The following is a 13,727-nucleotide window of genomic DNA, read 5'->3' on the forward strand; positions in this document are numbered from 1 at the left end:
GAAAAAAGAAAGGAATACGCGTGTGAAAGCAGAAATAAAAAAATTACCTGTGATTATTGTTGGAATCATTAGTATTACTGTGGGACTAAATATGTTTTTGCTTCCACATCAAATTGCTTCAGCAGGCGTAGGATCAATTGGTTTTCTTCTAGAAATGGTCTTGCTGATCGACCGGACATTGATTGTTTGGGCAATCAATCTAGCGATGCTTTGTTTAGCTTTTATCTTTCTGGAAAGAGCAGTTTTTTTTAAAACTCTGATAGGTAGTTTGATATTTCCGATTATTTTAGCATACACACCGGCTTTGGTAATCACCCAATATTTCCCAATCGCCTTAGTCGCTGGCAGTTTTCTATTTAGTCTTGGAATATTCATTCTTTATCAAATCGGCGCGTCAAACGGCGGGGTTACGGTTCCCCCATTGATTTTCAAAAAATATTTTGGGATCGAACATGCTCTAGGCGTTTTACTGACAAATACCGTGATCATCGCTCTAAACCTTGTGATTCTTGGGATAAGACAAGCGGTTATCTCTGCCATCTCTATTTATCTCATTTCATTTTTCATGAAAAAACTATTACAATTTCAAACTCAATTTTTAGCTATTAAGCCGATTGATTTAGTGAATGAGAGTTCGCCTATTCTAGATGAACAACCTAATAAAAATCTAGCAGAATAAGCATTGTAGCTAATAGCTATTAGAAAACAACCCATGAAATCCAAAAATAGGAAACTATTTTCGGGGTTTCATGGGTTGTTTTCTATCGTTTTATTTTATCCATTCTTTAGTTAGAATGAGTTGAATCAAAATGACCACTTCAAAATAAAGTGTCTGGACATTAGTCCTATCACACACCTAAAACCGAATAAACAGCAGAAACAAAAGTAACATCATTGGAAATAAGGCACCATCCACTAAAACAAATTTCGTGGATGGTGCCTTTTTTTCGAGGCTAAGCACTTATATTTCGATTTCTTGCTTATCGAGGTAAAAGTACTCTATGGTATCTTATCTTCTACTTTTTATCCTTATTTTCCTCTTTATTTTCTTGTTCTTCATCTTCCTCTTTGATCACACGTTCGACACGATCTTCATCCTTTTGTAATTCACGACGTTTACGTTTGAATAGTCCAAAGAATCCCGCAAAAGCAACAAGTATCCCACCAACAAATTTTCCAAACATCCCTGAAGTTGAACCAGTCTTAGGTAATTGCTTACCTGAAACATCTTCAGAGTCACTTGTTCCTTGTGTGTTAGTCGTTTGGTCATTCGTTTGATTATTACTAGATAATCCATTGTTAGAGCTGTTATCACTTAGTACTTGGGTTCTTGCAATTTGAATATCTGTATCGGTAGTCTCAGTTGGTGTGGTACTACTTAAATCAGTTCCTCCACCACTGGTTCTTGGATTTACCTCTGGTGTTGTCGTGCCTACCTCGGTTTCGCCGTCTCCTGTTCCGGGATCGACTTCTGGCGTGCCGGTGCCTGGATCGGTTTCGCCGCCCGTTCCTGGATCGACTTCTGGTGTGCCTGTTCCTGGGTCAGTTTCGCCGCCTATGCTTGGGTCTACCTCTGGCGTGCCTGTTCCGGGATCGGTTTCGCCGCCTGTACTTGGGTCTACTTCTGGTGTGCCTGTTCCGGGATCGGTTTCCCCGCTTGTACTTGGGTCTACCTCTGGCGTACCTGTTCCGGGATCGGTTTCGCCGCCTGTGCTTGGTTCTACCTCTGGCGTAGTTGTTCCTGGATCAGTCTCGCCTCCACCTGTTCCGGGATCGACTTCCGGCGTTCCGGTGCCGGGATCAGTTTCGCCGCCTGTTCCGGGGTCGACTTCCGGTGTGCCTGGGTCCGGATCAATTTCCCCTCCTGTACCTGGATCTACTTCTGGCGTTCCTGTATCAGGATCAATTTCTACACCCGTTCCTGGGTCTACCTCTGGTGTTCCGGTGCCGGGATCAGTGCCACTACCTGTGCCTGGGTCTACTTCTGGTGTGCCTGGGTCCGGATCAGTTTCGCCCCCTTTGCCTGGGTCTACCTCTGGCGTAGTTGTACTTGGATCAGTCTCGCCTCCACCTGTTCCGGGATCGACTTCCGGTGTTCCGGTGCCGGGATCTGTTTCTCCACCTGTGCCTGGGTCTACCTCTGGCGTGCCTGTCCCGGGATCAGTGTCACCACCTGTGCCTGGGTCTACTTCCGGTGTTGTCGTTCCGGGATCGGTTTCACCGCCTGTGCCTGGATCGACTTCCGGTGTGCCTGTTCCAGGTTCGGTCTCGCCTCCAGCACCTGGATCGACTTCTGGTGTGACCGTGCTGGGGTTAATAGGTATTAACGGATCAATTTCTGGCGTGACCGTGTTTAGACTTTTATCTGGTATTACGATATCTACACCTGGAATACTTGCTCCTGGTTGACTTGGTAAAACTGGATTGACAATTGGAATACCTGCATCTGGCTTATCTGGAATCGTTGGGTCTACCTCTGGTGTGCCGGTCTCAGGGTCAGTTTCGCCACCTGTACCTGGATCGACTTCTGGTGTGCCTGTTCCTGGATCAGTTTCTCCACCTGTACCTGGGTCTACTTCTGGCGTACCAGTTCCTGGATCTGTTTCGCCGCCTGTCCCTGGATCGACTTCTGGTGTTGTTGTCCCTGGGTCAGTTTCGCCGCCTGTGCCTGGATCGACTTCTGGTGTGCCTGTGTCTGGATCAGTTTCCCCTCCTGTACCTGGATCGACTTCTGGCGTTCCTGTATCAGGATCAGTTTCTCCACCTGTACCTGGATCGACTTCTGGCGTGCCTGTATCAGGATCAGTTTCTCCACCTGTGCCTGGGTCTACCTCTGGTGTTCCGGTGCCGGGATCAGTGTCACCACCTGTGCCGGGATCTACCTCTGGCGTAGTTGTTCCTGGATCAGTTTCGCCGCCCGTTCCCGGATCTACCTCTGGCGTAGTTGTGCCTGGATCAGTCTCGCCTCCACCTGTTCCGGGATCTACTTCCGGGGTGCCTGTTCCCGGATCAGTTTCGCCGCCTGTGCCGGGGTCTACTTCCGGTGTTGTCGTTCCGGGATCGGTTTCTCCACCTGTGCCGGGGTCTACTTCTGGTGTGCCTGTTCCCGGATCAGTCTCGCCACCGGTGCCTGGGTCTACCTCTGGTGTTCCGGTGCCTGGATCAGTGTCACCACCTGTACCTGGATCGACTTCCGGTGTGCCTGTTCCCGGATCAGTTTCGCCGCCTGTGCCGGGGTCTACTTCCGGTGTTGTCGTTCCGGGATCGGTTTCTCCACCTGTGCCAGGGTCTACTTCCGGTGTTGTCGTTCCGGGATCGGTTTCGCCGCCTGTACCTGGATCGACTTCTGGTGTGCCTGTGTCAGGATCAGTCTCGCCTCCGCCTGTGCCTGGATCTACTTCTGGTGTGCCTGTCCCCGGATCAGTTTCCCCTCCTGTACCTGGATCGACTTCTGGTGTGCCTGTGCCTGGATCTACCTCTGGCGTTGTTGTTCCTGGATCAGTCTCGCCTCCACCTGTGCCTGGGGCTACTTCTGGTGTGCCTGTCCCCGGATCAGTCTCGCCTCCGCCTGTACCTGGATCGACTTCCGGTGTGCCTGTTCCCGGATCAGTTTCGCCGCCCGTTCCTGGATCGACTTCTGGTGTGCCTGTTCCCGGATCAGTTTCTCCACCTGTGCCTGGATCTACCTCTGGCGTAGTTGTTCCTGGATCAGTCTCGCCTCCACCTGTTCCGGGATCGACTTCCGGCGTTGTTGTACCTGGGTCAGTTTCCCCTCCTGTACCTGGATCTACTTCTGGTGTGCCTGTTCCCGGATCAGTTTCGCCGCCACCAGCGCCTGGATCTACCTCTGGCGTTGTTGTTCCTGGATCAGTCTCGCCGCCACCTGTGCCTGGGGCTACTTCTGGTGTGCCTGTCCCCGGATCAGTCTCGCCTCCGCCTGTACCTGGATCGACTTCCGGTGTGCCTGTTCCCGGATCAGTTTCGCCGTCCGTTCCTGGATCAGTCTCGCCTCCACCCGTTCCGGGATCGACTTCCGGCGTTCCGGTGCCGGGATCAGTTTCTCCACCTGTGCCTGGGGCTACTTCCGGCGTTGTTGTCCCTGGGTCAGTTTCGCCGCCTGTGCCTGGATCGACCTCTGGCGTGCCTGTTCCGGGATCAGTTTCTCCACCTGTGCCTGGATCGACCTCTGGCGTAGTTGTACCTGGATCAGTAGTTTCTCCGCCACCTGTGCCTGGATCGACTTCTGGTGTAGTTGTTCCTGGGGTCACTTGTGGGTTGGTTGCATCCGGTGTTGTTTCATCTGGTGAAGCCATATCCGTCATTGAGGAAGAAATATAAGCAAATTCTCCCCCGATTTGGTAGATATTAAAGTTCGTATCTTTCACAACGATCGTAAAATCACTGCCGCTTCCGTTTGCACCAGTTAAATAACCAGCATACTGAACCCCATTGACCATGATTGGTTGAGCAACAAACTGATTATAAGACACACCGTCTACTGTTATATTGACCGTACTTATAACTGAAGAAAAGTTTGTCTGAGAAACCTGTCCTGTTTTCACAGTTACTGCCGAATTCGCTGTAATCGTGTGTCCACCATATCCACCACCAGAAAACGTCGCTGTCTGATTCCATCCTGCTAATCCAGCTGCGTCTTCTGCGAGATTACCATCAACTGCTCCCCCAGGACTAATACCTGATTGAGAACCACTATACGTTGGCATCGACATCTCATCTGCGTATGCTGTAGTTGAATCAGTGGCTTTTTGCTCATCTAAACTAACGGTCACATATTCATATTTCAATGACTCGATCACTTGATCTTTTGCTTGGATTTCATAGTAAGTTGTATTTTCATCCGCTAATTGATCAACGAAATTTACTTTTACATTGATATTGGATTCATCTGTATTTAACCAAGAATCTGTGTTCTCAAAACTCCGTACACCGTGCAAGGATAAAGACGTTTTTAAGCTGTCAACTGTACTACCGAACTGAACAGGTGAGACCAAGTAGTGACCATTGATCTCTAAAGGCAATCCATGTGTCGACGAAGAAAATGTGAAATAACCATCTGCTTGATTTTTACCATGGTCGGTAGAAATAGACTCATCATGATAAACTGCATAATAGGTACTACCTTCATAAGTGATGGAAAAATTCTTCTCCATTGCATCTTCAAAATCGCTTTTGATTTCATCTGTTAATTTTGCTTGACCATTTTCTGCTTTCACGTTCAAAGAAAAGCCTGTATCGATTTTCATATTTCCTAATACTGCACCATCATCCGCGGTAAAGTTGGTGCTTTCAGGTTTCGTTTTAGATGAGAAACTTAAGGATTTTTCTCTCGTACTTGCAACTACTTTTGAATCTTTCCAGTTTGCAGAATCTTCATAAGCCTTTTCTTTGGATTCATATAAATGAGGAGAGACCGTTTTATAATTATCTTGTGAAGTTACCTTCACATTCGGATTTGCTTGAATCAATTGCCGATAGCTTGACATTTTCATTACTTGCGCATCACTTGTAGATAAAGTAGAAGTCTGGTAATAAACGTCCGCATCTTTGATTCCTAGAATTTGTTGGATATCATATGCCGTATGACTATCACTGACTTTGATCCCTTCTCCTTCATACATAGAAGAAAGTTTTTCTTTACTTGGTAGTTGATCCATTAACTTAGCTACAAAGCCAGTATTTGTCTTCACACTGCTACTTTGACCTTTTTGTAAGGATTGATTCAATTCATCCACAGAAGTATGTTCAATATCTTGGATGGTCTCATCTTCAACAAGTCGCTTTTCGGACAAAGAGGAACTGTCTGCAGAGGCAGAAAGATTTGGAATCGTGACGCCACCGATAAATGCACCAGCACCTACTGTCAACAGTGCGCCAGCTTCAATCATTCGCTTTTGTTTTTTTGACATCTCTTTATCTGGTTTATTTAATTTCATTTGATCTTTCTTCTTTGCCATCACGACCACTCTCTCTTTCTTTTTCCCTAACTAAAGAGGCTAATATTTTTGTAAAACCTAGAGGATTCTTGTAGCCATGTTCATAAAAGAAATCCGTAAATTCAATTTCTGGCACGGTCACATTTTTTTGGATTGCTAAACTGATGATATTGACATATTGAGAAATATCAACTGTTCCTAGAACCTGCAATCCTAAGATTTTTTTTGTTTTCTTCTCATAAACTAGATAAATACTTGAATAATGATTCTTTCTGCCTTTTTCAATTGGTGAGTATTTGACAATCGATTCATGCACAAACTGTCCGCCACGCTCTAGATAACGATTCTGGTAGTGTACTTCTTCTGCATCATATCCGAATTTTCTTGCTTGATTCAATGTAATCCCAGTATTCGCAATGGTAAAGCCATCCATATTGAATTTATAAGTCCCTGTGGTCATTGCTACTTCTTGCTTTTTCTCGTGGATATTGACAGCAGCGATCAGTCCTTGACGAAAAGCATCAGAAGCATGAGGATTATAAATATTTTCTTTGGTCAAGTCCATATAAGTCGTAGAACAATCCCCTATCGCTAAAATCGAATCATCTGTTGTATACATGTACTTATCAACGACGATTGCTCCACGGTCACCGGTTTCGACTTGTCCAGCTAATAAGAACGAATTTGGTCGGAAGCCAACAGAAACAAAGACACCATCTGCACGGATAGTCGAATCAGAAGAAGTTTCAACTTCGATTTTAGGTCGACTCCAGATTTTTTTATCTATTGTATGGTAGCTTGTCACTCTAGTACCTAGTAATAGTTGGATACCTTCTTCTTCTAGTTGCTTCTCTACTTCGATTGCGGCATTCTCATCCAAATATTTGTCAAGGATTCTTGCATTTGATTGGATCAAAGTGACTTTCATTTTTCGTTGGGCTAAGATACGAGCAATCTCTACACCGACCAGTCCAGCGCCAATCACTACCGCATGATGGGCTTCTGATATGAATTTTTCAATTGCTTCAGCATCCTTACGCTCTTTCAAAAGAAAAAGTGTCTCATTCAGTTTTCCGCCAGTTGGAGGAAGGTTGGGATACGAACCCGCAGCCATGATCAATCGGTCATAAGTTATTTCGTGCTCATGTTGACTTAACACATTTCTAAAATTCAACGTCTTCTTTTTCGCATCGATGTTGGTTACTTCTTTTTGAATGCGTAAATCCACTCCTTGAGCAATAATTTCATGCGGTGTTGCATAATTTGCTTGGGAGTGGATATCTTGATGTCCCATCAAAAATAATGGGATTGTTTGGGAGACAAATGTTATTTCATCTTTTTTTTCAAATACGATTACTTCATCGTCTGGATATTCCTCACGAATACGAAGTGCTGCGGCAATCCCCGCGTGGTTTCCTCCAACAATTATGATCCTCATCAACTGCCTCCTTCATTAATAAAAGCATGCTATAAAATATACATACGGTTATTTTTAATCTACTATTTATATAAATTATATCACTTAGAAAGACTAGTTGTCAGTTATAAAGGTCTAACCACTAAGACGCAATGAAGCAACTATTTCCTCTTCCACTAATTCAAATCGGTATATTAAAGAATATAATCATTCTTGCTTCAACGGATGAAATAAACCGTTCATTTTTTTAGTAAACATCCAGTCATAAAGTAGATTTGCTCATTTATTGAATGTCATAAAAAAAATTTATTTTTTACGATATCAACTATAAGTATATGGACATATGAAGTTCCCATTCCATTGTTGGTTTAACTACACGGTGACTATTTGATTATGGATGAATATAATAAATATAACGTTATTTAAAAAGAGCCACAGAACGGATCGATCAACCATTCCATGACTCTTTATTCTTTTTTATTTAGTAGGACTTATCGCCCCTGTTGCTCCTAATGCTTTCACATCTTTGACACCGAATGTCTCTTCCCAATCTTTCCTAAAATCTGTCACGGCCTTTTGAATAGAAGGCATACCGAATACTTGTGCAAAAATATCTGGTGACGCAGTAATACTATGCGCCCCTTGACGGCAAGCTTGATTGACTTGTGCGACATTTTTAAAACTAGCAGCTAAGATCTTGCTTGGAGATTGCGTTCGCTCGATTTCCATTGCTAAGGCTTTGATAATAGCAACCGCATCAATATTCAGATTTTCCATACGGTTATAATAAGGCGCCAAATAATCAGCACCTGCGGCAATGGCTAAGTATCCTTGCATTTCGGAGTAAATAGCGGTAGCAGTGACATTTATTCCTTCAGCTTTCAGTTGTTTGATGGCAGCTAATCCTGGTTCGTTCACTGGTACTTTAATGAAGATCTCCTTACCAAGTTGATCGATGATTACTTGCGCGTCAGCTAAGATCTCCTCCGTTGTTTCTCCAACTACTTGTACATGTAAACTTGCTTTTCCAATGAGCTGCTTGATTTCTTTCAAGTGAGCAAACAAATCAATCTTTCCTTCTTTTTTGATGATTGAAGGATTCGACGTTACTCCAGATAGCGGAAGGATCGATTGGTAATAACTAATTTTCTCAATATTGATCGTATCTAACATAAATTCCATTTTATTCATCCTTTCAACAGATATGTTGCTCTGTATTTTACTGAATACTGATTTTAGTCTTGATACCAATCTCAACGATTTCTTTTCCTTCGACGTATAAAGTACCTGGAAGTTCAGGCGTTACCGCTCCATCAAATTTAATTGTGATATGTCCAAGCTCTTTTAGATTATCATTGACCAAACTTCCGACAGACGTGATGCGATAGCTTGTCTCATCGACGAAGAGCTGTTGTCCTACTTTGATCTCTCCGTGGATTGGCTGAAGTTCAATATTGTAACAATAGGCTGATAGCATATCTGGTGCATCTTTTCCAAATAGTATCACGAGCTTCTCTTCTTTAAAGAGCGTAGCTTCTGCGCCAATCGAAGTGACTTTTGTTGAATAAACTGACATTTTTTTCCTCCTAGATTCAACTATACATGCCAAAGCTTGCTATCCATGCGACTAACACCCTAGGTACACCGTTTAAAAAGCGTGAATACAAAACGGAAGGTACGCCAACCTCTACTGTTTCAGCCTCTGCCTCTTCTAAGCCTAATCCGACAGGGATGAAATCACAAGCATTTTGAGTATTGATGGCAAATAACGCAGGTAAAGCGAGCTGTGGCGGAATATTGCCTTTTCCGATCTCCACCCCGATCAGTGTCCCGATGACTTGGCTGATTACTGCTCCAGGTCCTAATAATGGAGATAGAAACGGTAAGGAACAGATAAAACCGATGATCATCAACCCCCAAATATTCCCTGCTAAAGGTGCCATAATATTGGCAAAGAAATTACCGATACCAGATCCTTGTATGATCCCGATCAACAAAGAAACAAATGCCATGAATGGAATGACCGTATTGATCATCGTCTGTACACCTTCGCGCGCGGACTGATTAAAAGTTGCCACTACTTTTCCTGCACCCATGCCGATTTTTGCAATAAAATTCTGCTGTTCAGCTTTTTGTTCAGTAATTTTTTTGCTTGTATCGTATTTATATTCACGTGCTGCTACACGCTTATTTTCTATGTTACCAGATTGACCGACTGTGCCTTCTTCAGTAGTCAGTGTAATTTGATTGACCCCTACTGCCGATACATAGATGTCTTCTGTAATATATTGTGCTAATGGTCCACTTTTTCCTGTTGGCACCACATTGATCGTAGGTATTCCTTTTTTTGGATAGATCCCACAACGCAATGTCCCTCCACAATCAACGATTGCTAAAGCGATTTCATTATCTGGGATAGAAGTTTTAAAGCCATTGACTGCTTCCATTCCTGTCAATTCAGAAATTTTATCGACGATTACTGGTTTTTCTCCTCCGCCAGTAATATAAATGAATTTGTGTTTTTCTTCTGTTGGTGTGATCACTAATGGGCCTCCGAATCCACCAGTTCCTCTTACAACTCGAATACTGTGATAGCTCATTTTTTCACTTCCTCCTTATTCTGTCGCTGTTTCTACTGTTTTACTCAAGGTGACCCCTTGTTGTTTACAAACATATGCGGTGGTAAAATCTGTCACCCAACCACCAATAAAATTCATAAGAATTCCGACAAACATATAACGTACAGCTAATTCCATTGAATTTAATCCTAAGGTTGTGATTCCTTGGGCGATTCCTAACCAAACAAATAATTCACCCGGATTGATGTGGGGAAAGACGCCATTGCTCGTATGACAAAATTGTGCTTGAGAAGCATAATAGCTTGGCTTGTAATATTCAGGCCATTGTAAAAGACATCGGATTTCCCAACATAAAGGCAGATAAAAAAGGTAAGATCAAATATCTTGTGACGGGATTCTTTGTTGATAGTTTGGCAACTTTAGTTACTCGTTCTTCACCTAAGAAAGCAATCAGAGTATTCATTGCGACCATTAGGATCAACACTACAGGGACGATGCCAGTCATCCAAGATATAAAAGTTTCCGCACCCGTTTCGAATAAACCGATGAAGCCTTCCGCAAATTTTGTGATATATTCCATTATTCAACACTCCTTTTTCTTGATAGGTATTGTTTTTTCCATAAACTGAATTGAATGCCAAGCATCGTAAGTGGGGAAGGTCGCGATTCTTCTTGATAATTGCCTAATTCTACCCGCAAATAGATTTCTCTGGCATTTGCCATTGCTTGTTGCACCAATTTATTTTCTGTTCGTACCAAAGGATGATAGTTGTCGATGTAGTGGATATCTGTTCCGATATATTGTGGCAATAGACGAAATTTTGCTAGAACAGTCACGCCCTGCATCTTTCGCGCATCAATAATAATCCCTTTATGATCGACAGCAAACATGACGATCGTTCCTGCTTTGATTTTTCCAGCTCGCCGACCGATAGCCACTTTCCCTTTTCTGCGCATTTCTTGATAGATTTGATTAAAGTGCTTGATTTGTTTCATTCCAAATATGACTTGCAGTCCGTAAGCAACAAGTGCAAATGCGCCGAATATATATATGAAATTCATGTTATGACCCCCTTTCGTATCATCCAATTTTGTAACCCAACTAAATCATCCAAACGACATAGTTCACTTCTAAATTCAGGATCGCCAATAACAGCAAAAAGCTGATCATACAGTTTTAGCAATTCTTTTTCTTTTTTCATCGTTAGATCTTGTGGAATGGCTAACAACAAGACGACTTGTACTTGTCCGTTGATCGTGGAGATCCCTTTCCTAAAGATACCCACTGATAAAATAATTTCAGCCGATTTTTTATTGATGGCATGAGGAAAAGCAATGCCATATTCAAAAATCGTACTCCTTAACTTTTCTCTAATAAACAGTTGCTCCTTAAATTCTTGATCGACTAAGCCTTTGCTCTCAAGAGATTCAAGCATATGATCAAGATTTTGTTTGTAGGGTTTCTTTTCATTTAAAATATCAAAATCTAATTTTAAGTGATGAACGTTTGCGGCTCTCAACTTTTCTGCTTTACGCCACTCTTCTTGCAACCAAGTTTCGTTGAATAGATTGATCAATCGAATGATTGGCGTATGTTTCTTTACATTTTTCAGCGGAATGGTTGTAAAAACAGCAAAATATTGATCTAAGTCTTCCTGCTGATACTCCTCCTCAGAAAAATGGACCATGCTGATTTGCGGACCCAAAACCCGTTCCAATTGACGGCGAATAATCAAAGCTGTTCCTTTTCCGGTATTACAGACGATTGCAATTTCTTTGTGTTCGTTGTTACTGGTTTGTTTCCTCAATGCAAGTTCAAAATAAAAGGCAATATAACTGATTTCAACAGTCGGAACCACTCGTTGTAACTGCTCCCCGATCTGCTGTAGACCAATTTTTGCCAGTTCATAGGCTAGAGGATATTGGGATTCGATTTCACCATAGAAAAGATCTTGAAGCTCTATTCGAAAAATCAAACGATTGAGCATGTAAATGAAGTGTTCTTTTATTTCATGGACTAAGAAGGTTTCATCAAATTCTACTAGTAAATTTTGATGAATTGTCTCTATCATTTGTTGAAATAACTGTTCGATTTTTTGCTCATCAATAGTAGACTTATCCATGCCAGCAATAGCACTTATATTAAGAGGAAAACTGAGAAAAGCTTGTTCTGTTTGGCTTAATGTGATGCTATATTCATATTCCAAATGATGGATCAATTCGACAAAAGCAGGATGACTCGTCATAAGGTCCATATATTCATTTGGCAAATCTACCAATATATTTCCTTTAAGGAGTCGTTTCATTGTAATAGAAATCGTTTTTTTCAAAAGAAGGCCCTGATTTTTAGGTAAATTAAATTTTTGAACTAAGTGTTCTACGAAATCTTGTGTGCGTTCTGATAATGGACGTTCGGCAAAATATTCTTGTACATAATGAAGGTGTAACAGTCGTAGATCCAGTTCTTCTCCACGCATACGCAGTCCACGATTCGGCGTTCCAATCACTTCGACATTAAAAGAGGAAATCAGTTTTTTCATCACTCGTAGATCTTTGACAACAGTACTTCGGCTGACCCCTAATGCTTCTGACAGATCATCGATCAGCAAAAAATCTTTTTGCTCGATCAGCTTCTTGACGATAAAGAACACTCTTTTACTGCAAGAATTAAAATCGCTCTTCCGCCTCAAACTGCCGTTCATTATCAAATCAAATTTTTCAAAATTTTCAATTTCGATATGAAAATCATTCTTATGTTGAACGATTTCTGCAATTCCAATCAATTCTTCGTTTAAAGATTCAATGCTGGTTTTCACCGTTTGCGTACTTGTATTCAGCTGTTGTTTCAAACTGCCGATCCTCATTTCTTTGTGGGTAACCAGTAATTGTAGAATTTGATACCATCTGTTCACCACCGTCATTTACTTCCCCCACTTTTTATCCTCTAGTTTTTCCTCCGGCCACATTTGTGGTTACTCCAGTGATATAACTCGAACGATCAGATAGATAGTAACTAACTAAGTCAGCGACTTCTTTTAATTTCCCGCTTCGACCTAATGGAATCGTGCTCGTTTTGGCATAACCTGCTCTAAGCTTTTCAATCGTGATGCCACGAGTATAGGCCAAGGCTTCTTCATAAGAAAGTGTGCGTAGTCCGGTTTCCTCCATGATTCCTGGGGCAATCCCTATTACCCGAACATTTGATTTTCCTAACTCTTTTGCCCAAGATCGAGTAAAGCTGTTGACAGCGGCTTTCGTTGCCGCATACGCACTTTGCCCCTCTGAACCTTCAAGTCCTGATTCAGAAGACATATTGATGATTACTCCTTCTCCTTTAGCAACTAAGATTCTACTTACTGCTTGAGTCATTAAATACAACCCTTTTTGATTGATTGCAATGATTTTGTCAAATACTTCATCGGATAATTCATATTTTCCATGCGCTTGTTTCTTATCCACTAATAAGCGCGGAATGTTGATGCCTGCATTGTTGACCAAACCATCTACCGTACCAAAGTGATCCTTTACTTTTACAACTCCAGCTTCTACTTCTTGTCGCGATGTTATATCGGTTTTTACGAATAATAATCGTTGATGTTTAAGTGTCGAATCTCTAATATCAAAATTTGCTACATTGACATGTTGTTCCAATAAACTTTCGACGATACTTTTCCCGATACCAGAAGATCCTCCGGTTACAATAATCGTTTTCCCCTCAATGTTCAGCCAATTTGTCATAAGCTATCACCCCTTTTTTTGTTTAAGCTTTCAGTATAG

General features: G+C 42.2%; 9 protein-coding genes and 1 pseudogene. 1 reads left to right on the forward strand and 9 read right to left on the reverse strand.

Features of this window, described 5'->3' with window-relative positions:
* Positions 1-22: 22 nt before the first annotated feature.
* A complete protein-coding gene (locus IGJ39_RS09145) occupies positions 23-679 on the forward strand; it encodes a YitT family protein (protein WP_104776356.1) in 657 nt (218 codons plus the stop codon).
* 337 nt (positions 680-1,016) lie between these two features.
* On the opposite strand, the gene IGJ39_RS09150 is transcribed toward IGJ39_RS09145, so the two are convergent.
* The 9 genes and pseudogenes from IGJ39_RS09150 to IGJ39_RS09190 all read right to left on the reverse strand — a co-directional run bounded on the left by IGJ39_RS09150 (position 1,017) and on the right by IGJ39_RS09190 (position 13,688).
* The gene (locus tag IGJ39_RS09150) at positions 1,017-5,975 is read right to left on the reverse strand and encodes an LPXTG cell wall anchor domain-containing protein (RefSeq protein ID WP_438764525.1); all 4,959 of its coding nucleotides are present in this window, start codon (positions 5,973-5,975) and stop codon (positions 1,017-1,019) included.
* A complete protein-coding gene (locus IGJ39_RS09155) occupies positions 5,941-7,392 on the reverse strand; it encodes an FAD-dependent oxidoreductase (protein WP_104776357.1) in 1,452 nt (483 codons plus the stop codon). The genes IGJ39_RS09150 and IGJ39_RS09155 overlap by 35 nt, the downstream gene beginning before the upstream one ends.
* 456 nt (positions 7,393-7,848) lie before the next feature.
* The gene (locus IGJ39_RS09160) at positions 7,849-8,553 is read right to left on the reverse strand and encodes a fructose-6-phosphate aldolase (protein WP_104776358.1); all 705 of its coding nucleotides are present in this window, start codon (positions 8,551-8,553) and stop codon (positions 7,849-7,851) included.
* A gap of 37 nt (positions 8,554-8,590) precedes the next feature.
* Positions 8,591-8,947: a PTS glucitol/sorbitol transporter subunit IIA gene (locus tag IGJ39_RS09165; RefSeq protein WP_104776359.1), complete on the reverse strand. Its 357-nt coding sequence runs from the start codon at positions 8,945-8,947 to the stop codon at positions 8,591-8,593.
* 16 nt (positions 8,948-8,963) lie between these two features.
* A complete protein-coding gene (gene srlE / locus IGJ39_RS09170; RefSeq protein ID WP_104776360.1) occupies positions 8,964-9,971 on the reverse strand; it encodes a PTS glucitol/sorbitol transporter subunit IIB in 1,008 nt (335 codons plus the stop codon).
* A gap of 15 nt (positions 9,972-9,986) precedes the next feature.
* Positions 9,987-10,530 (reverse strand): annotated as a pseudogene (srlA, locus tag IGJ39_RS09175) (PTS glucitol/sorbitol transporter subunit IIC).
* Positions 10,530-11,012, reverse strand: a complete 483-nt coding sequence (locus tag IGJ39_RS09180) for a transcriptional regulator GutM (protein WP_104776361.1) — start codon at positions 11,010-11,012, stop codon at positions 10,530-10,532. The pseudogene srlA and the gene IGJ39_RS09180 overlap by 1 nt, the downstream one beginning before the upstream one ends.
* The gene (locus IGJ39_RS09185) at positions 11,009-12,871 is read right to left on the reverse strand and encodes a BglG family transcription antiterminator (protein ID WP_104776362.1); all 1,863 of its coding nucleotides are present in this window, start codon (positions 12,869-12,871) and stop codon (positions 11,009-11,011) included. The genes IGJ39_RS09180 and IGJ39_RS09185 overlap by 4 nt, the downstream gene beginning before the upstream one ends.
* Positions 12,872-12,887: 16 nt before the next feature.
* Positions 12,888-13,688 (reverse strand): SDR family oxidoreductase, encoded by an 801-nt coding sequence (locus tag IGJ39_RS09190; protein ID WP_104776363.1) that lies wholly within the window; start codon positions 13,686-13,688, stop codon positions 12,888-12,890.
* Positions 13,689-13,727: the final 39 nt, after the last annotated feature.

It is taken from the genome of Enterococcus sp. AZ140 (assembly GCF_051714405.1).
In the GTDB taxonomy this organism is placed as follows: Bacteria; Bacillota; Bacilli; order Lactobacillales; family Enterococcaceae; genus Enterococcus_B; species Enterococcus_B pernyi.